Genomic DNA, 21275 nt, shown 5'->3' on the forward strand with positions numbered 1-21275 from the left:
AGTGCGCCGCCATACTCGCGGCGGTGCGCATGTGCGGGTCCGCCATCCGTTCGGCCGATGACCGGCCCGAGACTCGCCGAAGACAGTTCGCTGGTTAAAGTCGACGGTGGTACGTGGTTCTTCGAACCGTGAAGTCACGCAGCGGCTTCGCCGTCAACGAGGATTGGGCCGCTGACAATTTAGGGATGGGCTCGATGGACAAGGTGGTCATCGCGGCGCGGGCCGTGGCCGACATTGCGGACGGGGCGAGCATCGCCGTGGGGGGCTTCGGCCTGTGCGGTATCCCGTCCACCCTGATCGCCGCCCTGCTGACGCAGGGCGCGACGGATCTGCGGGTGGTGTCGAACAACTGCGGGGTGGACGGCTGGGGGCTGGGCCTGCTGCTGGAGGCGGGCCGCATCTCCCGGATGACCAGTTCCTATGTCGGGGAGAACAAGGAGTTCGCGCGGCAGTACCTCTCCGGCGAACTGGAGGTGGAGCTCACGCCGCAGGGCACGCTTGCGGAGCGGCTGCGCGCGGGCGGCGCGGGCATCCCGGCGTTCTACACGGCGACCGGGGTCGGCACGCAGGTGGCGGAGGGGGGTCTGCCGTGGCGGTATGGGCCGGACGGCGCGGTCCGGGTCGCCTCGCCTGCCAAGGAGGTGCGCAGCTTCGGCGGCCGCGAGTACATCCTGGAGCAGGCCATCACCACCGACTTCGCGCTGGTGCGCGCGGCGGTCGCGGACCGGCACGGGAACGCGGTGTTCAACGGCTCGGCGATGAACTTCAACCCGCTCGCGGCCATGGCGGGGCGCATCTGTGTGCTGGAGGCCGAGCGGATCGTCGAGCCCGGGCAGATCGCCGCGGCGAGCGTGCAACTGCCCGGCGTGCACGTGCACCGGGTGGTGGCGGCGACCGTGACCGAGAAGCGGATCGAGCGGCGCACCGTACGGCCGCGGCCCGCCGCCGCGCCAGCCATGACCGCCGGCACCGCCGGCACCGCCGAGCCGAACGCCGCTACGACCACGGACGGGAACTGACATGCCCCTCGACCGCAACCAGATGGCCGCCCGCGCCGCGCTCGAACTGCGCGACGGCCAGTACGTGAACCTCGGCATCGGGCTGCCGACCCTCATCCCGAACTATGTGCCGGAAGGCGTCACCGTCGTACTCCAGTCGGAGAACGGCATCCTCGGCACCGGACCGTACCCGTATGCGGGCGAGGAGGACCCGGACCTGATCAACGCGGGCAAGGAGACGGTGACGCTGCTGCCGGGGGCCTCGCTGTTCGACTCGGCGGCCTCGTTCGCGATGATCCGCGGCGGCAAGATCGACGTCGCCGTGCTCGGCGCGATGCAGGTCAGCGAGCAGGGCGACCTGGCCAACTGGATGATCCCCGGCAAGATGGTCAAGGGGATGGGCGGGGCGATGGACCTGGTGCACGGGGCGAAGAAGGTGGTCGTCCTGATGGAGCACGTCGCCCGCGACGGTGGGCACAAGCTGGTCAAGGAGTGCTCGCTGCCGCTGACCGGCAAGCGCGTGGTGAACCGCGTGATCACCGACCTGGCCGTCATCGACATCGAAGACGGCGGCCTGACGCTGCGCGAACTGGCGCCCGGCGTGACCGTCGAGCAGGTCGCGGCCGCCACCGGCCCGGCGCTACACGTTCCGGACGGCGAAGTGCCCACGATGTCTGTGGCCTGATCCGCGGCGCCCGGCCCCGCCCGGCCCCGGCCGGGGCCGGGCGCTGTCAGCTTCGGTGAGACACGATCAGACGCTCCGCGAGAACGCCGGCGGTGCGCCTTATGCGGCCGCAGGCAAATAGCGCCAAAGCGCATTCGGAAATGCCGAACATCGCATTCCCGTAGACTGCGGCCATGCCCGCGCCGAGTGTGCACTGGAAGCCGATCGAACCGTTGCCCGAGCTCAACGGAGAACTGACGACGCGGCTCGCCGGCGTTGACGCGCTCAAGTCCGCTTGGGAAGAGCTCCAGGAGACGCTCTCGCCCGGCGAAATCGAAGCGGCGTTGAAACGGCGGCTGCGCCGTCACGCGATCGAGACCGGCATCATCGAACGGCTCTACGAGATGAGCTGGGGCGTCACCGAGGCGCTGGTCGCCGAAGGACTGACCAGTGAGGTCGCGATGGCCGGCGGCGAAGTCACCGACTCGACGCTGGCGATCATCACCGACCAGTTCGAGGGCCTGTCGTACCTCGTCGACTGGGTGCGTGCGGACCAGGATCTGTCGGTCCATTTCGTACGATCACTGCACCAGCTCATCGTTCGGCATCAGGAGCATCACGAAGGCAGAGACCAGTTCGGCCGAACGGTGAGCATTGCGCTGAGCCCCGGTCAGTGGAAGGAACAGGGCAACCGGATCACGCGGCAGGACGGCGCGGCCATCGAGTTCTGCCCGCCCATGCTCGTCGATGACCAGATGGAACGACTCGTCGAGTTGTACAAGCAGACCGAGGGCGCTCACCCGGTCATTCGGGCAGCTTGGCTGCACCACCGCTTCATCCAGATCCACCCGTTCGCCGACGGCAATGGACGCGTCGCACGGGCCTTGACCTTGCTGTCGCTGCAACGCGGCCACTATGCGCCAATCGTGGTGGATCGGCTTCAGCGGACCACCTACATCGAGTCGCTCGACGCGGCCAATGACGGCGACCTGCGGCCGTTGGTCCGCTTCTTCGCGCACCTTGAAGAAAAGGCGCTGCGTGCCGAGATCCAGACACCCGCACTTCACGCCCAGCCGAGTGGCGCCATCGCCGTCGCACGCGCATATGCGACGCGTCTTAAGGCGCGCGAGGTAAGCGACTGGGCGCTCAAGGCCGCGCGTGGCGCCGAACTGGCCGATGCTGTGCACCAAAGGCTCGTCGACTACCTCGGGAAGACCTCTGTCGAACTGGAACAGGTTTATCGTGAGATCGACTCCAGGGCGTCCGGGAGCCTTGATTCCGCCAAGCCACCCGCGCAGAAGGCGGCGTATTGGCACGGCCAACTGGTGCACGCGGCGAACCTTGCCGATTTCTTCACGAATCTGACGAACGGATCCTGGTGGGTTCGGCTGCATCTGAGGGCCCGCGGATTCCTGCTGCGATTCATCGTCGCCGTCCAGAAAGTCGGGCAGGGTGAGACCGGCGTGATGGCGATGACCGTTTTCGGCGAGGTGCTGAACGCGGGTTCCCCGGCAGAGGGCGGCTCGTCATTGCTGTTCCGAGTCTTCGATCGGCCGAACAACGTGCCGGACAGCATCACCTTCGTCTATACCGACGACGTTGAAACGCGGTGGCCGGAGGTCGAACAGCTCATCGAGACCTCGCTCAGCTCGGCGATCAGCGCATTCTCCGAACAGCTGGCCTGATTTCGCGTCCTGCTTCTCAGCGCGTGGAAGGATCGGCAGCCGGCGGAACCGGCTCAGTGGACGGCGTCCTGCCAGTCGCGGCCGAAGCCGACCGACACGTCGAGGGGGACGCGCAACTGGTAGGCGGCCCCCATCTGCTCCCGCACCAGCCGCTCCACGTCTTCGCGCTCCTCGTCGCACACTTCCAGCACCAGTTCGTCGTGCACCTGGAGCAGCAGGCGGGATTTGAGCCGGCGCTCCCGCAGCGCGTCGTCGACGCGCAGCATCGCGACCTTGATGATGTCGGCCGCCGAGCCCTGGATCGGGGCGTTGAGCGCCATCCGCTCGGCCATCTGCCGCAGGTGCGGGTTGGTGGCGGTCAGGTCCGGCAGGAACCGGCGTCGACCGAGGACGGTCTGCGTGTAGCCGGTCTTGCGTGCCTCGTCCACCACCGCGCGCAGGTAGTCCCGGATGCCGCCGAAGCGGGCGAAGTAGTCCTCCATCATCCGCGTCGCCTCGGCGTTGCTGACGCCCAGATTCTGCGCGAGGCCGTACGCGGACTGCCCGTAGGCCAGGCCGTAGGAGACCGCCTTGACCTTCCGGCGCAGGTCGGCGGTGACCTGCTTGGGCGGCACGCCGAACACCCTGGCCGCGACCGAGGAGTGCAGGTCCTCACCCGAATTGAACGCCTCGATCAGGCCCTCGTCGCCGGAAAGGTGCGCCATGATGCGCATCTCGATCTGGCTGTAGTCGGCCGTCATCAGCGTGTCGTAGCCGGGGCCGGCGACGAACGCCTTGCGGATGCGCCGCCCCTCCTCGGTACGCACCGGGATGTTCTGCAGGTTCGGGTCGACCGAGGACAGCCGGCCGGTGGCGGCGACCATCTGGTTGAAGGTGGTGTGGATGCGGCCGTCGTCGAGCACCGTCTTGATCAGGCCCTCGACCGTGGTTCGCAGGCGGTTGACGTCACGGTGGCGCAGCAGGATCACCGGCAGTGGGTGGTCGGTCTGGCCGGCCAGCCAGGTGAGCGCGTCGGCGTCGGTGGTGTACCCGGTCTTGATCTTCTTCGTCTTCGGCAGCTTGAGCTGGTCGAAGAGGATCTCCTGCAGCTGCTTGGGCGAGCCGAGGTTGAACTGCACGCCGGTGGCCGCGTGCGCCTCTTCGACCGCGTGCTTGACGTCCGCGGCGAAACCGACCTCCAGGTCGGAAAGGTACTCGCGGTCCGCGGCGATCCCCGCGCGCTCCATCCGCGACAGCAGCAGCACCAGCGGCAGTTCGACGCCGCGCAGCAGGTTCTCGGCGACCTGCGCGGACTCGGCGCGCCGGTCCAGCTCCTGCTCCAGCTTCGCGGACAGCTCGATCAGGACGGAGGCGGCGCGCATCAGCCCGGTCGGGGCCTCCTCCTGCTCGCCGAGGACGTCGAGCGCGAGCTGCCCGTCGGGTTGCGGGGCGGTCAGCTCGCGGCCCAGGTACTGGCGCACCAGGTCGGACAGATCCGCCGTGCGCATTCCCGGCTGCACCAGGTACGCGGCCAGCGCGGTGTCCCCGCCCAGGCCGGCGAACTCGAAACCGTGCGCGGCGAGGGCGAGGATCGGGCCCTTGGCGTCGTGCAGGATCTTCGGCCTGGCCGGATCGGCCAGCAGCGCGGCGAACGCGGCCTCGTCGTCCGGGTCGAGGCTGTCGGGGGTGAAGAACGCCGCGTGCGCGTCACCAGCGGCCAGGGCCACCGCGGTCAACTGCCCGGCGCCGCGTCCCCAGCGGCCCTCGACCGCGATGCCGAGCGGTTCCGTGCCCGTGGCGTGTGCGGCGATCCACGGGGCCAGTTCCCCGGTGAGCAGCACGGTGGTGTCCAGATGCGGCTCGTCGGCGCCCGCCGCCTCGGCGGCCGGCCCGGCGGCGTCGAGGCCGAAGACGTCGCCGACGCGACCGCGCAGGGCGCGGAACTCCAGCGTGGTGAACAGCTGGTCGACGGCGGCCGGATCGCCCGGGGTGCGCACGAGGTCGGCCGGTTCGAATTCGAGCGGCACCCGCCGGTCCAGCTCGGTGAGCAGCCGGTTTGTGCGGACCTGCTCCAGGTGCGCGCGCAGCGCCTCGCCGACCTTGCCCTTGACCTCGTCGACGCGCTCTACCAGCTGCGCGAGCGAACCGAACTCGCGGATCCACTTGGCGGCGGTCTTCTCCCCGATACCCGGGATCGAGGGCAGGTTGTCGGAGGGGTCGCCGCGCAGCGCCGCGAAGTCCGGGTACTGCTGCGGGCTCAGCCCGTACTTCTCCTCGACCGCCTCGGGGGTGAAGCGCACCAGATCCGCCACGCCCTTGCGCGGGTAGAGCACGGTCACCCGGTCGTTCACCAGCTGCAGCGTGTCCCGGTCGCCGCTGACGATGCTGACCTCGAAGCCCTCGCCGGCGGCGCGGTCGGCCAGGGTCGCGATCAGGTCGTCGGCCTCGGAACCCTCCATGCGGAAGACCGGGACGCGCAGCGCCGCCAGCAGTTCGCTCAGCAGCTCGACCTGGCCGACGAACTGCGCCGGGGTGGATGCGCGCTGCGCCTTGTACGCCGGGAAGAGCTCGGTGCGCTTGAGCGTCGAACGGGACACGTCGAAGGCCACGGCGAGATGCGTCGGGGCCTCGTCGCGCACTACGTTGATCAGCATCGAGGTGAAGCCGTAGATCGCGTTGGTGGCCTGGCCGGTGGAGATCGTGAAGTTCTCCGCGGGCAGCGCGTAGAAGGCTCGATAGGCCATCGAATGTCCGTCGAGCAGCAGCAGCTTGCCGCTCGTGGTGTGCGCCGCGGACGATCCCTCGTGCGCCGCGCCGCCGCGGATCGCGCCGCTGACGGCTGCGCCCCCTGCCGGTACTCCCGTCTTTTCCACGGATGCGATCCTATGCGCTGGGTCCGACATCGACGGGACGACGACGTAGAAAGGATGGCCCGGCACATGGGCGAGACACAGCTGCCTGACGAGCGGGAGTTCGAGGATCTGATACGGGATGTCTACGCCTCGGGCGGGAGCCTGGGCGAGAAGCTGGGCATCCGCTTCACCGAGATCTCCGCGCAGCGGCTCGTGGCGACGATGCCGGTGGAGGGAAACACCCAGCCGGCCGGGTTGCTGCACGGCGGCGCGTCGGCGGCGCTCGCCGAGACGCTGGGCTCCGTGGGCGCCGCGGTGCACGCCGGCCCGGGTTCGTTGGTCCTCGGCGTCGACATCAACGCCACACATCACCGCTCCGCGCGCTCCGGCCTGGTGACCGGCATCGCGACGCCGCTGTTCCTCGGCCGCTCGATGGCCACCTACGAGATCGTGATCACCGACGAGGCGCAGCGGCGGATCTGCACCGCCCGGATCAGTTGCCTGATCCGCAAGCCCTGATCGCCGCGCCCTTCGCGGTGGTTCGCGGCGGTACTGGCGCCAACGTCCGGCCTGTCGCATGCTGTCACCGTGGGAGTATTACGAGACAATAACGGATCAGCACCGAAGCTATATATCGAATTCGAGGACGACGCGGACGCCGACCCGAAGGAGGACGGCGCCCGGTCCCCTTCGCCGCCGGGCGAACCCGGCGAAGGGGGGCTGGTGGGCCCGCGCGAGACGATCGAATGGCCGCCCGGAGGGTGGCCCGCCCGGTCGGCTGCGCCCGGGGGCTTGAGGCTCGTCGTGCTGCCGCCGCGTTACCGCAAGTTCGCCGCCGCCGCGATCGTCGCGGCCGGATTGGCGGCGACGGCGGGCGGCAACCTGGCCGCCCAAGCCGCGCAGCGGGAGGCCGCGCGCGCGACGGTAACTGTCCTGGACGCCTCTTACGCACCCAGCGAGGACGGCCAGACCCTCAACCTGCTCGTGGATCTGACGGATCCGAGCGCTCACGCGGTGACGGTCACCCGACTGCAGGCAAGCCAGTCCGGTCTGAAGCTCGACTACTTCGGCGCTCCGCTCAGCTTGGTGCGCACCGAGCAACTGGAGATCGTCCTCTCGGGTGCATTTGACTGCGCCGCGGGTGACCTGAGCCGGTCGGGCGCGCCCGATGCGGACTCGCACCCGGGCGTCTTGCACCTGACCGTGCGCAACGCTCAGGGCAACGAGACGACGATCGATGTACCGCTTCCGGCCAGTGCGCAACTGCCCGGCCGCTTCGCAGGCGGCCGGGCAGCTAATTGCGCACAGCTGTGGGGCAGCTGAAGGACGGCGGTCCGATGTCTCGTTCGACTTCGAACTCCCGTCAGGCGAGCGGGTTCCAGTAGTCGCCGGCCATCACGATGTAAACCAGCATCTTGATGGTCTGGCCGTAGTACCCGTCGCCGAAGGGGTTCGTGGCCAGGTAGTTCCACAGCGTGTCGGTCCATGCCTGCTCGCCCGCGGCCAGGTAGGTCGCCTTCCACGCGCGGTAGGCCGCCTCGACCTTCGCGTCCTTCGTGGACTGAGGCGCTGAGGGCGTCACGCCTACCTTGTAACTGACATGGGTGGGGAACGCATGCGTGGGCGTGTGCGTGGCCGCCTGGGCCCCGGTTGCCGCGATGCAGGCCGTCGCCGCGGCCGCCGCGCTCATCGCCGTGATGAGCCGGTGCTGCGCGAGGTATTTCATCGTGCGCGAAGCCATCTGCTCGCTCATTGAGGGTCATGCGCCCGGAATCGCGCCGCACACCGCACGCCGGGCGGGGAGCGATGCGGAGTAAATCGAGTTAGACAACTTTCCTAGCTTCGAAACGGCTTCATGGGCGCTCCGGAGTCCGTCAAGAGCCGTTCCGCAGCTGGGTCACAAGGCCGACACTGGGGTTCATGAGACGCAGGAAGGGCTCAGCGGCCGAACCGGGCCACGAGGCGCCGGGCCCGTTCCGTCGGCGCGCTCACGGCCGGGCCGCGGGCGCGGCCGCGCGGAGTGACGACGGGCCCGGCGCGTTGGAGATCGAGTTCGAGGACGATGACACGGCCGACCGCTCCCCCGTCGAGCGCCGCCGGGACCTGCGCCCCGCCGCGCTGAGCACCCTGGCGGCCGTCCTTCTCGGCGCGGCGCTCTCGGCGTCACACCACCCGGGCGCACCGGGCACGGCCGCACCGAACGGCACGCCTTCCGCCGCGCCGCCGGACTTCGGCGCATACGTGGTGACCGTCGCGTACCAGGGTTCGCATATAGATTCCACGGCGCAGCGCCGCATCGAGGTCGACCTGAAGGTCAAACCGGTGACCGGAGCGAAGGTGCGGATCATCGCTTACTACGTGAGCGAGAACGGGGTCAGCGCCGCCGCCGATCCCGCGCCCTCGGCGGACCCGCTGCCCGCGGCGGGCACCGATGTCAGGCTGCGACTGACCGTCACCGACTGCGCCACGGTGCCGATCGGCGAGTCCATGGGCTTCGTCGACGTGATCGCGGACGGCCCCGCGGGCGTCATCGACCGCTTCACCATCCTCGGCGCCCGGTACTCCGCAGACATGACCGGCCTGCTGCGGCGACTGTGCCCGGGCCGCTCGGCCGGCCAGGCCGCCGCCACGACCGCGGCGAACTCGGCACAGACCCGGCCTTGAACGACCCGGACGAACGCGGGCGGTGACGCGCCGCGGGCGGCCGCGGCCCGCCGCTACTCCTCGCCGAGGTACGTCTTGCGCACCTGCTCGTCGTGCAGCAGATCCGCGCCGCGCCCGGACAGCGCGATGCGGCCCACCTCCAGCACATGGCCCTGGTCCGCCAGCGAGAGCGCGGCCTGCGCGTTCTGCTCGACCAGCAGGATCGTGGTACCGGACGACTTGAGCTGCGTGATGGTGTCCATGATCTGCTTCATCATGATCGGCGAGAGTCCCATGGACGGCTCGTCGAGCATCAGCAGCCGTGGCCGGCACATCAGCGCCCTGGCCATCGCGAGCATCTGCTGCTCGCCGCCGGACAGGGTGCCGGCGGCCTGCGAGCGCCGTTCGCCCAGGATCGGGAACATCGAGTACGCGTTGGAAACGTCTTCCGCGATGCCCGCCGCGTCCTTGCGCAGGTAGGCGCCGAGCAGCAGGTTCTCCTCGATGGTCATGCGCGGGAAGATGTGCCGCCCCTCCGGGGAGTGGGCGAGCCCCATCGAGACGATCTGGTGCGCCGGGGTGTTCTGGATCGTCTTGCCGTCGAACATGATCCGGCCCGCCGCCGGCCGCAGCAGGCCCGAGATGGTGCGCAGGGTCGTGGTCTTGCCGGCGCCGTTCGTCCCGATGAGCGTGACGACCTGGCCCTGTTCGACCTCGAAGCTGATCCCCTTGACCGCCTCGATCTTGCCGTAGGCGACGTGCAGGTCGCGGACCTCCAACAGAGCCATCAGGAGGCCGTCCCTTCGTCCTCGCGGGCGCCGGCCGCGCCGTCCTCGTAAGGCGTGCCCAGATACGCCGCGATGACCCGCTCGTCCGCGCGCACCACCTGCGGCGTGCCCTCCACCAGCTTGCGGCCCTGCACCAGCACCGCCACCCGATCGCAGAGCCCGAAGATGAACCGCATGTCGTGCTCGATCACCACCACGGCCAGGCCCCGCTCCCGGATCTTGAACACGACATCCTGGGTGGCCCGGGTCTCCTGCGGGTTCATCCCCGCGGTCGGCTCGTCGAGCAGGATCAGGCCCGGGTCGCTGGCCATGGCCCGGGCGATCTCCAGCTTGCGCTGGTCGCCGTAGGGCAGGTTGCGCGCCAGGGAGCCGGCGTGCCGGCCGATGCCGAGGAAGTCCAGCAGTTCGCGGGCGTTCTCGCGGGAGTCGCGCTCGGCCGCCCGGTAGCGCGGCCCGCGCCCGATCGCCGAGAAAAGACCCTCCTTGGTGCGGCAGTGCCGGCCGACCATGACGTTTTCGAGCACTGTCATGTTCGCGAACAGCCGGATGTTCTGGAAGGTGCGTGCGATGCCGGCCTGCGTGACCCGGTACGGCTTCGAGGGCAGCACCGTGCCCTTGTACCGCACATCGCCGGACGTAGGCACGTACAGCCCGGTCAGGCAGTTGAAGAACGTTGTCTTACCGGCGCCGTTCGGCCCGATCAGCCCGACGATCTCGCGGTCGCCGACGGTCAGGTCGACCCCGTCCACGGCGGTCAGGCCGCCGAAACGCATGGTCACGCCGCGCGCTTCGAGCACCGAGGTGCCCACCGCGCCCGCGGGCCCGGGCTCGGTCGTCATGGTGCTCGTCATGCCACCGCCTCCGCTTCCGACGCGTCCGCCTCGGCCACCGCGTGCGCCTCGGCCTCGGCGACCTCTTCCTCGTGGAACTCCAGTTGCCTGCGCTTGTTCGGCACCAGGCCCTCCGGGCGGAAGCGCATCATCAGGATCAGCGCCAGGCCGAACAGCAGCAGCTGCTTGTTCTGGAAGAACTCGAACTTGGCCGGCACCAGATACAGCAGCGAGGCGCCGAGCAGCGGTCCGCTGATCGTGCCCATGCCGCCGAGCACCACGGCCGCCAGCAGGAACGCCGAGTTCGGCGGAGAGGAGGCGGAGAACATGTACTGGTCCGGGGTGACCGTGTTGAGCAGGTGCGCGTTGATCGTGCCCGCGAACCCGGCCAGCGACGCGCCGAGGGCGAAGGCCAGCAGCTTGAAGCGATAGCCGTGGATGCCCATCGCCTCGGCGGCGGTCTCGTCCTCGCGGATCGCGACCCAGGCCCGGCCGAGCCGCGACTCGTTCACCCGGGCGTAGATGAACACCACGATCGCCATCGCCACCAACAGCAGCAGGTAGTAGTTGCCGAACTTGCCGAAGGTGACGCCGAACAGCACGTGCGGCTTGCCGAAGTCGTATCCGAACAGGCTCAGGTCGGGAACGCCGTAAACGCCCTCCGGCCCGTTGGTCAGGGACGGACCCGACACGCCGTTGAGGTTGTTGACGACGATCCGGAAGATCTCACCGAATCCGAGCGTGACGATCGCCAGGTAGTCGCCGCGCAGCCGCAGCGTCGGGGCGCCGATGATGACGCCCGCGATGATCGACACGCCGACGCCGATCAGGATCTGCGCCCAGAACGGCAGCGCCGTGTGCGCGAACCGGGACGAGGCCGCGCCCGAGACCAGGGCCGCGCTGTACGCGCCGACGCCGAGGAAGGCGACGTAGCCGAGGTCGAGCAGGCCGGCCAGACCGACCACGATGTTCAGTCCCAGGGCGACCGTCGCGAAGATCAGGATGTCGTCGGCGATCGTGTTGTACTGATCGGAGGTCTGGAGGAACACGAACAGCAGCGCGGCGGCGAAGGCGGCCGCCGAGGTCGCGACGCGGTTGCGCGCGTTGAGCTCCGTGAGCCGGGCCAGCACGCCGCTGGAGTTCAGCCCCCAGGCCGCCAGGCCGACCGCGAGCGCGAAGCCGATGAACTCCTCGGTGAAGCTGGTCGTGATCCCGTAGTCGGCGATGAACATGGCGGAGATGATCGCCGCCAGGATGATCACCGTCTGCGCCCAGCGCGGCAGGGCGGCCGGCGGGCGGGCCGCCTCGTGCCGGTCGTCGGCCAGCAGGAAGGCGCCGGCCACCGGCAGCGCGGTGGCTGTCAACGCGACCCACGAGCCCGTCACCCAGTTCGCGATCCCGTTGAGCTCGATCGCCACGGCGAGCAGGATGTACCAGGTGGACACCGCGCCGGCCAGTGCCAGCCCGCGCAGCAGCCGCACGTGGCCGCGCGGCGCGAGCCACCGCAGTCCGGGCAGGCCGTACGCCGTGCCGAGCGCGACGAGCAGCAGCACGCCGACGACCAGGGTGATGACCTGGTTGCCGCCCGGGTAACCGGTCACCGACAGGTCACCCGGGAACGACGTCGTCCAGGTCCAGGCCAGGAACGTCGAGGCGATCGTGGCGAGGGCGCCGAGCCCGATCAGGGCCTTGGCGAGCGCCGGGCTCACCGCCGCGTTCCGCTGCGGCTGCGCCGACAGCGTGTCCGGTTGCCGCGGCTGGGAGGCGGACCCCCACTCGGGAACTTTGTCAGCCATGCCACTCACGCCCTGTCCGCCACGCGCTCACCGAGCAAGCCCTGCGGTCTGACCAGCAGCACGATGATCAGCAACAGGAACGCCCACACGTCCTGCCACGCGGTGCCCCACTGCTGCGTCGCGTGGTAGTTGGCGAGAACGCCCGTAGTCACCTGCTCCGCGATGCCGAGCACAAGGCCGCCGACCATCGCGCCGTAGATGTTCCCGATCCCGCCGAGCACCGCGGCCGTGAACGCCTTCAGGCCCGCGGAGAAGCCCATGTCGTAGGAGACCTGTCCGAACCGCAGGCCGTACGTGATCGAGGCCACCGCCGCGAACGCCGCGCCGAGCACGAACGCCACCACGATGACCTTGTCGGTGTTGATGCCCATCAACCTGGCGGTATCAGGGTCCTGCGCAGTTGCCTGCATGGCGCGGCCGGTGCGGGTCTTCGCCACGAAATAAGCCAGGTACGCCATGCACAGGAAAGCGACGATCACGGTGAGCAGGTTCGCGCGCTGAATCAGCACGCCACCCAGATGGAACGGCTTGCCGGCGAACGTCGGGAACTGCACCGGGGCGTTCACGCCGACCTGCACCTTGCCGCCTCCCGGCTGCGGGTACCACAGGAAGACGAGTTGCTGTAGCAGGATCGACACGCCGATGGCGGTGATCAGCGGTGCCAGCCGTGGCGCGTTGCGCAGCGGCCGGTATGCGAAGCGTTCGGCGAGCACGGCGATGACCACCGAGGCGATCATGCCGCCGACGAGCATGATGGGCAGCGCGGCGAGCAGCGGCAGGTGCTGGACCGGCGGGATCCACAGATACACCGCCAGCGCGCCGAAGCCGCCGAACATGAAGAACTCGCCATGGGCGAAGTTGATCAGCTGGATGATGCCGTAGACCATGGTGTAGCCGACGGCGATCAGCCCGTACATCGCGCCCTGCGCGATGCCGTTGGTCACCAGCTGAAGGAAGACCGTGGTTGTCACGGGGCGTCCTTCCGAATCGGAGCGGGGACTAGAGCGACCGAGGATTGGGGGCCAGACCAGCGAGCGGGTCGAGGGCCGAGGATGGCAAGGCGGAGGAGGGAGGCGGCCCGGGGTTGGCCGTCGACCGACGACAACGCAGCCAGCCGAAGGTCATCGGCACGAGGGCCTGGCCCCCAATCCTCGGTCGCTCTGGGTCAAGCATGGCCGCGCGGAGGGCGCTGTGGTAGCCGCCCTCCGCGCTTGAGACCGGATCCTCGCTCAACTGTGGCGCGGTGTCAGCCGGTGAACGTGCCGACCTTGACTCCGTTGTCCCACTTGCCGCTTTCGACCTTGTACATCGTCAGCTGCTTGTTGGTCGCGTCACCGTACTGGTCGAACGAGACGTGCCCGGTGACTCCGTCGAAGGAGACGCTCTGCATGGCCGCCTCCACCTTCTGCCGGAAGTCGGAGGAGCTGCTGGGCACCTTACCGCCGTTGGCGCTCACGACCGCCTTGACCGCCTGGATGATGGCCCAGGCCGAGTCGTAGGAGTAGCCGCCGTACGCCGAGTAGGCCGCGGAGTAGCCGGCCGCGTTGTAGTTCTGGATGAAGGTCTTCGCCGAGGCCAGCGACTCGACCGGCGCGCCGACCGAGGTGCAGAAGTCACCGTTGGCCGCGGACGCGCCCGCCAGGTCGACGTACTTCGGGTCGTAGATGCCGTCGCCGCCCATCACCGGGATGTTGACGCCGCCGCCCTTGAGCTGCTTGGAGAGCGGTCCGGCCTGCGGGTACTCGCCGCCGTAGTACAGCAGCTGCGCGCCCGCGCTCTTGACCGCGCTGACCACCGCGGAGTAGTCGGTGCTGGTGTCCGAGATCGTCTGGGCGACCGCGACCTTGCCGCCGAGCTTGGTGAACTCCTGGGTGAAGGTCTGTACCAGGCCCGCGCCGTAGGTCTTGCCGTCGTTGACCGTGGCGACCTTGGTCAGGTGCAGGTCGTTGTAGACGTAGTCAGCGGCGAACGGGCCCTGGATCGCGTCCGTGGTCGCGGTGCGGAAGTACGACTTGTACGGCCGCATCTTGCTGGTCTGCCAGTTCGGGCCCTGCGTGAGCGACGGGTTGGTGTTGGCCGGGGAGACCTCGGTCACGTTCGCCTGGTTGAACACCTGCTGCATGGACTGCGCGACGCTGGAGTTGAGCGGGCCGACCACGCCGACCACGGCGCTGTCGGCGACCAGCGCGGTGGCGTTCTGCTGGCCGATGGTCGGGTTCGCCTGGTCGTCCTTCGCCACCAGCTTGAAGGTGACGCCCGGCACTTCGTTGTTCTTGTTGGCGGTCTTGACCGCCAGGTCGGAGGAGTTCTGGATGCCCAGGCCGAGTGCGGCCAGTGAACCGGTCAGCGGGGCGTCCACCCCGATCTCCACTGTCGTGGCGCCACTGCCGCCGCTGGATGTGCTCCCGCCTCGGGAGCCGCATCCGGCCAGAGTCAGAGCACCGACGGCGACGACTGCGCTCAGTTTGTAGAGCGAAGCACTTCGCATAAACGTCTCTCCCTCGTAGGTGGCAGGGCGCCGAAGGCGGGGGCGTCGTGGCGCCCGCTTCTTCCGACCTAGCCTCGTAGGCGAATCCGCATGGATTGCGGCTGACACTAATGCGCAGGCCGCAGCCTGGGCAGTGGTTTGCACTACACTTGATCGTCTCGTTATGTGAAATCCACTTGTCCCGTCGCACGTGGACCCGCCCTTCCGGCGATCACCTGCGCTCTCGGGCGGGTTCGCGTCCCGGCCGCGCTCGGAGGTTCACCCTGGCGGGCTACCGCCGTTCGGGTGGACAGCGCGCCGCCCGGCGGGCCGCGACAAAGGCGGCATACGCCCGCCAGGGATCACGAAACGGATAACATCCCGGTCTGCGGCTCGATCGGGCGGTCGCCCAGGCAACAAGATGAACACGGTTCTTCCGGTTGCAATATCCAAGTGAAACCATGCGGCGCAGCAGCCCCTACGCCACGAACGAAGGAAGCGGATCTCTTCATGCCACAGCTCATCGGGCACCGCGCCGTCGCGGCCGGCGCAATCCTCGCCGCCGCCCTGCTCGCCGCCGGCTGCGCGAGCAACCCGGCCTCGTCCACCGGCTCCGGCTCGGGATCGAGCGCCTCGGCGAGCACCGGCAGCGACCCGAAGTCGCTGGTGCCGGCCGACATCAAGTCCAAGGGCACGCTCATCGTCGCGACCGACGCCTCCTACGCGCCCAACGAGTTCTTCGACACCGACGGCAAGACGATCATCGGCATGGACGCCGACCTGGCCCAGGCTCTCGGCCAGGAACTGGGCCTCAAGGTGACCGTGCAGAACGTGACGTTCGACAGCATCATCGCCGGTCTCGCGGCGAACAAGTACGACCTGGGCATGTCCTCCTTCACGGACACCAAGGAACGCGAGAAGACCGTCGACTTCGTCACCTACTTCTCCGCGGGAAGCTCGCTGATGGTCAAGGCGGGCAACCCGGAGGGACTCAAGCCGAACGACGTGTCGCTGTGCGGCAAGACGATCGCGGTGGAGAAGGGCACCATTCAGGAGAGCACGGACGTGCCGGCGGACACCAAGACGTGCACCGCCGCCGGTAAGCCCGCGGTCAAGGACCTGTCCTTCGACGACCAGAACGGCGCCAACCTCGCGCTCGACAGCGGACGCGCGGACGGCGTGCTCGCCGACTCGCCCGTGGCGGCGTACGCGGCCAAGCAGTCCAACGGCAAGTTCGTCATCACCGGCCAGCCCTACGGCACCGCGCCCTACGGCATCGCGATCCCCAAGGGCAACGGCATGGCGCCCGCGGTGCTCGCCGCCCTCAAGGTTCTGATGACAAACGGCTCGTACACGCAGATCCTGACCAAGTGGGGCATCCAGGACGGCGCGATCACCAATCCGGTGATCGACGGCGCGACGAGCTGAGCAGAGCGCTGCGTGAGTGAGCAAGTGAGCGCGCAGACGACGAGCGCGGAAGGTGAGCACCGCGCACGGCCCGAGACCATACGGGCCGTGCCGGTGCGCCACCCGGGCCGCTGGGTGGCCGCGGCGGTCATCGCCGTCCTGCTGGCGATGCTGGTGCACAACCTCGCCACCAACACCCGCTGGCAGGGCTGGATCATCAACCAGTACCTGTTCACCAGCCAGGTGCTGCACGGCCTGCTGGCCACCCTGTGGCTGACGGTCATCGCCATGGTGATAGGCGTGTTCGGCGGCGTGATCCTGGCCGTGATGCGGCTGTCCGAGAACCCGGTGGTCTCCGCCTCGGCGTGGGTCTACATCTGGTTCTTCCGCGGCACCCCGGTGCTGGTGCAGCTGATCTTCTGGTACAACGTCGCGGCGCTGTTCCCGACGATCTCGATCGGCGTCCCGTTCGGTCCGGCCTTCCACACGTGGTCGACCACCACGCTGGTCACGACGTTCGCGGCCTCGATCCTCGGACTGGGCCTCAACGAGGCGGCGTACATGTCCGAGATCGTGCGCGCGGGAATCCTGTCCGTGGACGAGGGCCAGAGCGAGGCGGCCAGCGCGCTGGGCATGCGCAGGCTGCTGATCATGCGCCGCATCGTGCTCCCCCAGGCGATGCGGGTGATCATCCCGCCGACCGGCAACGAGACCATCTCGATGCTCAAGACCACCTCGCTGGTCTCGGTCATCGCCAGCTTCGACCTGCTTGTCTCGGTGCAGCGGATCTACAACGCCAACTACAAGGTGATCCCGCTGCTCGTGGTGGCGTCGATCTGGTACCTGGTGGTGACCTCGGTGCTGACCGTCGGCCAGTACTACGTGGAACGGCATTACGCGCGCGGCTCCATGCGCGGCCTGCCGCCGACGCCGCCGCAGAAGTTCCGCGAGTTCTTCGTTCGGCACATCGGCATCACGCACGCCGCGCCGGTGATACCCGAGCGCGACACAGGAGGAGCCGGCTCATGACCACCGTGCCCACTCCCGAAGACGGCGCCGCGCCCGAAGCATCCGGCGCCGGCGCGGCACCGGCCGAGGACCCGCGCGCGGGCATGGCTACCGCGACGACGGTCCCGGTCACCCCGATGGTCGAGGCGCTGGAAGTACACAAGTCCTACGGCCGGGTCGAGGTGCTCAAGGGCATCACGCTCAAGGTCATGCCGGGCGAGGTCATGTGCCTGATCGGCCCGTCCGGCTCCGGCAAGTCGACCTTCCTGCGCTGCATCAACCACCTGGAGAAGATCAACGCCGGGCGGCTGAGCGTGGACGGCGCACTGGTCGGCTACCGGGAGCGCGGTGACCGGCTGCACGAGCTGCGCGAGCGCGAGGTGGCCGGCCAGCGCACCGAGATCGGCATGGTGTTCCAGCGCTTCAACCTGTTCCCGCACATGACGGCGCTGGAGAACATCACCGAGGCGCCGATCCGGGTCAAGCGCGAGCCGAAGGACGCGGCGCGGGCGCACGCCCGGGAACTGCTGGAGAAGGTGGGCCTCGGCGACCGCGCCGGGGCCTATCCGAACCAGCTGTCCGGCGGCCAGCAGCAGCGCGTCGCGATCGCCCGCGCGCTGGCCATGCAGCCGAAGCTGATGTTGTTCGACGAGCCGACCTCGGCGCTGGACCCGGAGCTGGTCGGGGACGTGCTCGCGGTGATGCGGCAGCTGGCCGACGACGGCATGACCATGATCGTGGTCACCCACGAGATGGGCTTCGCCCGGGAGGTCGGCGACGCGGTCGTCTTCATGGACGGCGGCGTCGTGGTCGAGAGCGGCGACCCGCGCGAGGTGCTGACCGATCCGCGACACGAGCGCACGCGCTCGTTCCTGTCCAAGGTGTTGTGACCGCGGAGACGGGCCACGAGCAGAAAGGGCGGACGCCAGACGGGTCCGCCCTTTCGCTTGTGCGCGTGCGCCGGGCCCGTGGCTGCGAACCGGGTTCAGGCCGGGTTCAGGCCGGGTTCAGGCCCGGCTGTCCGCCTCCGCGTCGCCGCCCTCGGTCTTCGGCGCGTTCGCCCCGTCGATCACGGCCTGCGCGACCTCGCGCATCGTCAGCCGCCGGTCCATCGACGTCTTCTGTATCCAGCGGAACGCCTCGGGCTCGGTCATCCCGAGCTGTACCTGAAGCAGGCCCTTGGCGCGGTCGACCAGCTTGCGGGTCTCGAAGCGGGCGGCGAGGTCGGCGACCTCGTTCTCCAGGGCGCGAAGCTCCTCGTAACGGGTGGTGGCCATCTCGATCGCGGGGACCAGGTCGGCCTTCGAGAAGGGCTTGACCAGGTACGCCATCGCCCCGGCGTCGCGCGCCCGTTCGACCAGTTCACGCTGGGAGAAGGCGGTGAGCATCAGCACGGGCGCGATCTTCTCGGCGCCGATGCGCTCGGCGGCCGAGATCCCGTCCAGCACGGGCATCTTCACGTCGAGTATGACCAGGTCCGGCCGGTGCTCGGTGGCGAGTTTCACCGCGTCCTCACCGTTGCCGGCCTGCCCGACGACGTCGTAGCCCTCTTCCTGGAGCATCTCGGCGAGGTCCATCCGGATCAGGGCCTCGTCCTCGGCGATCACCACGCGCTTGCGGGCCTGGCCCTTGTCGTCGGCGGTCATGTCGGCTGCCCCTCGTCTGTCGGCGCTGCATCTGCCGCCAAGCTTAGTGGACCGATAACGAGGAGGCCGGAGCCCTCCACGATCCGGTATGCTGCGGCACGCGCCCTGGTATTCCAATCGGCAGAGAAAGCGGTCTCAAACACCGTATAGTGTGGGTTCGAGTCCCACCCAGGGCACTTACTCGGATTGCTTGGGGAATTCCACCCGCACGCCCGGAAGGTCGTCGAACGACGCCTTGCCGTCGCGAGAGATGATGATCCGCCCGGTCTGAGCCGCGGTGGCCGCGATGATCAGGTCGATGGATCCGCGTTTGGTTCCGGTGACGTGAGTGAGCGCCAGCAGTTCGCCGTGACGTTGCGCGGTGGCCAGGGTGTAGTCCTCGATGGGAATCTGCTCCAGAATCCGCTCGAAGAAATCCGCACGCCCCGACCGTCGTGCCGGATCCGCACGCACCACGCCTTCCCAAAGCTCCGCGACGGTCACGGTCGCGATGGAAAGTTCGTCATCGAGCGTCGCGAAGTCGCAGCGCCGCAGGCGTCCGCGTTCCATGTCGATCAGGATGCACGTGTCGAGAATCAGTCTTCGTCCCATGCCGACCCCTGAACGATCTCCGCCTGGCGTGATTCCTCATACTCGTGCGCCCACGAAGAGTCTCCCACCCCGTATGCGGCGATATGCCGCCGGATCGCTTCATCCAGCGCGGCGCCCGTGCCGCGCCTGGGAATCTCGCCGCGCCCGATTCGATCTTCCACAGCGCTGACCGGGGCGATCGCCGCCACACGCTTGCAGTGCCGGGTCACGTAGGTGATCTCGTTGTGGTAGGCGGCGTTGTTCACGATGTCCGCGAAGTGCTCACGCGCGACGCTGACCGGAAGCTCGGTACTCGGCTCAGCCGTCATGTAATGATTGTACATCTTGCACGAGATGTACGAAACGCTCTTTCGGGTGAAACAACGGCGGGCCGGTCCCGTCCCGGACCGGCCCACTGCGCCTCTGCTTCTTCTCCCGTCTGCGGCTCAGGTCTGGCGGTATGCCGGGGCCGCACCGGTGACCGCGTCGCCGATGCGGTGAACGCGCACGGCGTTGGTCGAGCCGGGGATGCCGGGAGGGGAACCGGCCGTGATGATGATCAGCTCGCCGGGCTGGCAGCGGCCCAGCTTGAGCAGCGCCTGGTCGACCTGCACCACCATCTCGTCGGTGCTGCCGACCTCCTCGCCGATGAACGTCTCCACGCCCCAGCTCAGCGCCAGCTGCGAACGGACGATCTGCTCCGGGGTGAAGGCCAGGATCGGGATCGGCGAGCGGTATCGGCTCAGCCTGCGGGCCGTGTCGCCGCTCTTGGTGAACGCGACCAGATAGCTGGCGCTCAGATAATCGCCCAGCTCGGCCGCCGCGCGGGCGACCGCGCCGCCCTTGGTGCGGGGCTTGGAGAGCGACGGCGGCAGCCCCTGGGCCAGGACCTGCTCCTCGACCGCGCAGATGATCTTGGCCATGGTCTGCACGGTCTCGACCGGGTAGTCGCCGACCGAGGTCTCGGCCGAGAGCATCACCGCGTCGGCCCCGTCGAAGATCGCGTTGGCCACGTCGCTGGCCTCGGCCCGGGTCGGACGCGAGGCGCTGATCATCGAGTCGAGCATCTGCGTCGCGACGATGACCGGCTTGGCGTTGCGCCGGCACATCTTGATCAGCTTCTTCTGCACCAGCGGGACCTGCTCCAGCGGCATCTCCACGCCGAGGTCCCCGCGGGCGACCATGATGGCGTCGAAGGCGTCGACGATCTCGTCGAGGTTGTCCACCGCCTGCGGCTTCTCCACCTTGGCGATGACCGGAAGGCGCACGCCGATCTCGTCCATCACCGCGTGCACGTCGTCAGCGTCCTTGGCGCTGCGCACGAAGGACAGCGCGATCATGTCGGCACGCACGCCGCAGTCGTTCTCGCCGAGCGCCCAGCGCAGGTCCGCCACGTCCTTGTCGGACAGCGCCGGGACCGAGACCGCGACACCGGGAAGGTTGATGCCCTTGTTGTTGGAGACCTTGCCGCCCTCGACCGTGGTGCACACGACCCGGGGGCCGTCCACCTCGACCACGTCGAGCGCCACGCGGCCGTCGTCGATCAGGATCCGGTCGCCCGGGTTGCAGTCGGCGGCCAGGCCCTTGTAGGTGGTGGAGCAGATGTTCCGGTCGCCGGGCACATCCTCGGTGGTGATGGTGAAGCGGTCGCCGCGCTGCAGCCGGATCGGTCCCTCGGCGAAGGTGCCCAACCGGATCTTCGGGCCCTGCAGGTCGACCAGCACGCCGACCGCGCGGCCGGCCTCGTCGGCGGCCTTGCGCAGGTTGAAGTAGCGGGTCTCGTGCTCGGCGTAAGAACCGTGCGACAGGTTCAGCCGGCCGATGTCCAGCCCGGCGGCGACCAGGGCCTTGAGCTGCTCCGGTGATTCGGCCGAGGGGCCGAGAGTACAGACGATTTTCGCGCGACGCATGAAAGCGACCCTATCCCTTACCCAGCGGTAAC

20 protein-coding genes and 1 tRNA gene are annotated in these 21275 nt (G+C 68.8%); 10 read left to right on the top strand and 11 right to left on the bottom strand.

Annotated features, from left to right (window positions below; genetic code table 11):
- Nucleotides 1-194 precede the first annotated feature (194 nt).
- From KGA66_RS06450 to KGA66_RS06460, 3 genes are all read left to right on the top strand, one after another.
- Nucleotides 195-1019 carry a CoA transferase subunit A gene (locus KGA66_RS06450; RefSeq protein WP_211465687.1) on the top strand — a complete coding sequence of 275 codons (825 nt, stop codon included), beginning with the start codon at nt 195-197 and terminating at the stop codon, nt 1017-1019.
- Nucleotide 1020: 1 nt separating this feature from the next.
- Nucleotides 1021-1683 (top strand): CoA transferase subunit B, encoded by a 663-nt coding sequence (locus KGA66_RS06455; protein ID WP_211465599.1) that lies wholly within the window; start codon nt 1021-1023, stop codon nt 1681-1683.
- Nucleotides 1684-1856: 173 nt separating this feature from the next.
- Nucleotides 1857-3347, top strand: a complete 1491-nt coding sequence (locus KGA66_RS06460; RefSeq protein WP_211465601.1) for a Fic family protein — start codon at nt 1857-1859, stop codon at nt 3345-3347.
- Nucleotides 3348-3400: 53 nt separating this feature from the next.
- Here KGA66_RS06460 and polA read toward each other — a convergent pair whose 3' ends face one another.
- Nucleotides 3401-6229: a DNA polymerase I gene (polA, locus tag KGA66_RS06465; protein WP_211465603.1), complete on the bottom strand. Its 2829-nt coding sequence runs from the start codon at nt 6227-6229 to the stop codon at nt 3401-3403.
- 36 nt (nt 6230-6265) lie between these two features.
- Here polA and KGA66_RS06470 point away from each other — a divergent pair, with 36 nt between their 5' ends.
- Together KGA66_RS06470 and KGA66_RS06475 are read left to right on the top strand one after the other, a co-directional pair.
- Nucleotides 6266-6697, top strand: a complete 432-nt coding sequence (locus tag KGA66_RS06470) for a hotdog fold thioesterase (protein WP_211465605.1) — start codon at nt 6266-6268, stop codon at nt 6695-6697.
- A 69-nt stretch (nt 6698-6766) separates the two neighbouring features.
- The gene (locus tag KGA66_RS06475) at nt 6767-7501 is read left to right on the top strand and encodes a hypothetical protein (protein WP_211465607.1); all 735 of its coding nucleotides are present in this window, start codon (nt 6767-6769) and stop codon (nt 7499-7501) included.
- Between the two features lie 40 nt (nt 7502-7541).
- On the opposite strand, the gene KGA66_RS06480 is transcribed toward KGA66_RS06475, so the two are convergent.
- The gene (locus KGA66_RS06480; RefSeq protein ID WP_211465609.1) at nt 7542-7919 is read right to left on the bottom strand and encodes a hypothetical protein; all 378 of its coding nucleotides are present in this window, start codon (nt 7917-7919) and stop codon (nt 7542-7544) included.
- 179 nt (nt 7920-8098) lie between these two features.
- Between KGA66_RS06480 and KGA66_RS06485 the strand changes: the two genes are divergently transcribed.
- Entirely contained in the window at nt 8099-8842 is a 744-nt protein-coding gene (locus KGA66_RS06485) for a hypothetical protein (protein WP_211465611.1), read from the top strand.
- 53 nt (nt 8843-8895) lie between these two features.
- On the opposite strand, the gene KGA66_RS06490 is transcribed toward KGA66_RS06485, so the two are convergent.
- From KGA66_RS06490 to KGA66_RS06510, 5 genes are all read right to left on the bottom strand, one after another.
- Nucleotides 8896-9612 (bottom strand): ABC transporter ATP-binding protein, encoded by a 717-nt coding sequence (locus tag KGA66_RS06490; protein WP_211465689.1) that lies wholly within the window; start codon nt 9610-9612, stop codon nt 8896-8898.
- Nucleotides 9609-10460 (bottom strand): ABC transporter ATP-binding protein, encoded by an 852-nt coding sequence (locus KGA66_RS06495; protein ID WP_211465613.1) that lies wholly within the window; start codon nt 10458-10460, stop codon nt 9609-9611. Before KGA66_RS06495 ends, KGA66_RS06490 begins: the two co-directional genes overlap by 4 nt.
- The gene (locus KGA66_RS06500; RefSeq protein ID WP_211465615.1) at nt 10457-12235 is read right to left on the bottom strand and encodes a branched-chain amino acid ABC transporter permease; all 1779 of its coding nucleotides are present in this window, start codon (nt 12233-12235) and stop codon (nt 10457-10459) included. Before KGA66_RS06500 ends, KGA66_RS06495 begins: the two co-directional genes overlap by 4 nt.
- Before the next feature lie 5 nt (nt 12236-12240).
- Nucleotides 12241-13206, bottom strand: coding sequence for a branched-chain amino acid ABC transporter permease (locus KGA66_RS06505; protein WP_211465617.1), 966 nt, complete (start codon nt 13204-13206; stop codon nt 12241-12243).
- Between the two features lie 275 nt (nt 13207-13481).
- Nucleotides 13482-14723, bottom strand: coding sequence for a branched-chain amino acid ABC transporter substrate-binding protein (locus tag KGA66_RS06510; RefSeq protein ID WP_211465619.1), 1242 nt, complete (start codon nt 14721-14723; stop codon nt 13482-13484).
- A 489-nt stretch (nt 14724-15212) separates the two neighbouring features.
- On the opposite strand from KGA66_RS06510, the gene KGA66_RS06515 reads away from it, so the two are divergent.
- The 3 genes from KGA66_RS06515 (at nt 15213) to KGA66_RS06525 (ending at nt 18007) form a co-directional block, all read left to right on the top strand.
- Nucleotides 15213-16130 (top strand): ABC transporter substrate-binding protein, encoded by a 918-nt coding sequence (locus KGA66_RS06515; protein WP_211465621.1) that lies wholly within the window; start codon nt 15213-15215, stop codon nt 16128-16130.
- Between the two features lie 12 nt (nt 16131-16142).
- Complete coding sequence (locus tag KGA66_RS06520; protein ID WP_312886784.1) at nt 16143-17138, top strand: amino acid ABC transporter permease; 996 nt, start codon at nt 16143-16145, stop codon at nt 17136-17138.
- Between the two features lie 83 nt (nt 17139-17221).
- Nucleotides 17222-18007: an amino acid ABC transporter ATP-binding protein gene (locus KGA66_RS06525; RefSeq protein WP_369015824.1), complete on the top strand. Its 786-nt coding sequence runs from the start codon at nt 17222-17224 to the stop codon at nt 18005-18007.
- Between the two features lie 117 nt (nt 18008-18124).
- On the opposite strand, the gene KGA66_RS06530 is transcribed toward KGA66_RS06525, so the two are convergent.
- Nucleotides 18125-18763, bottom strand: coding sequence for an ANTAR domain-containing response regulator (locus KGA66_RS06530; protein WP_211465623.1), 639 nt, complete (start codon nt 18761-18763; stop codon nt 18125-18127).
- 102 nt (nt 18764-18865) lie between these two features.
- Here KGA66_RS06530 and KGA66_RS06535 point away from each other — a divergent pair.
- A tRNA-Leu gene (locus KGA66_RS06535) sits at nt 18866-18939 on the top strand.
- 1 nt (nt 18940) lies between these two features.
- Here KGA66_RS06535 and KGA66_RS06540 read toward each other — a convergent pair.
- From KGA66_RS06540 to pyk, 3 genes are all read right to left on the bottom strand, one after another.
- Nucleotides 18941-19354: a PIN domain-containing protein gene (locus KGA66_RS06540; protein ID WP_211465625.1), complete on the bottom strand. Its 414-nt coding sequence runs from the start codon at nt 19352-19354 to the stop codon at nt 18941-18943.
- Nucleotides 19339-19662, bottom strand: coding sequence for a hypothetical protein (locus KGA66_RS06545; RefSeq protein WP_211465627.1), 324 nt, complete (start codon nt 19660-19662; stop codon nt 19339-19341). Before KGA66_RS06545 ends, KGA66_RS06540 begins: the two co-directional genes overlap by 16 nt.
- A gap of 117 nt (nt 19663-19779) precedes the next feature.
- Nucleotides 19780-21243, bottom strand: coding sequence for a pyruvate kinase (pyk, locus tag KGA66_RS06550; RefSeq protein ID WP_211465629.1), 1464 nt, complete (start codon nt 21241-21243; stop codon nt 19780-19782).
- Between the last annotated feature and the right edge of the window lie 32 nt (nt 21244-21275).

This window comes from Actinocrinis puniceicyclus, from assembly GCF_018283645.1.
Lineage (GTDB): Bacteria > Actinomycetota > Actinomycetes > Streptomycetales > Catenulisporaceae > Actinocrinis > Actinocrinis puniceicyclus.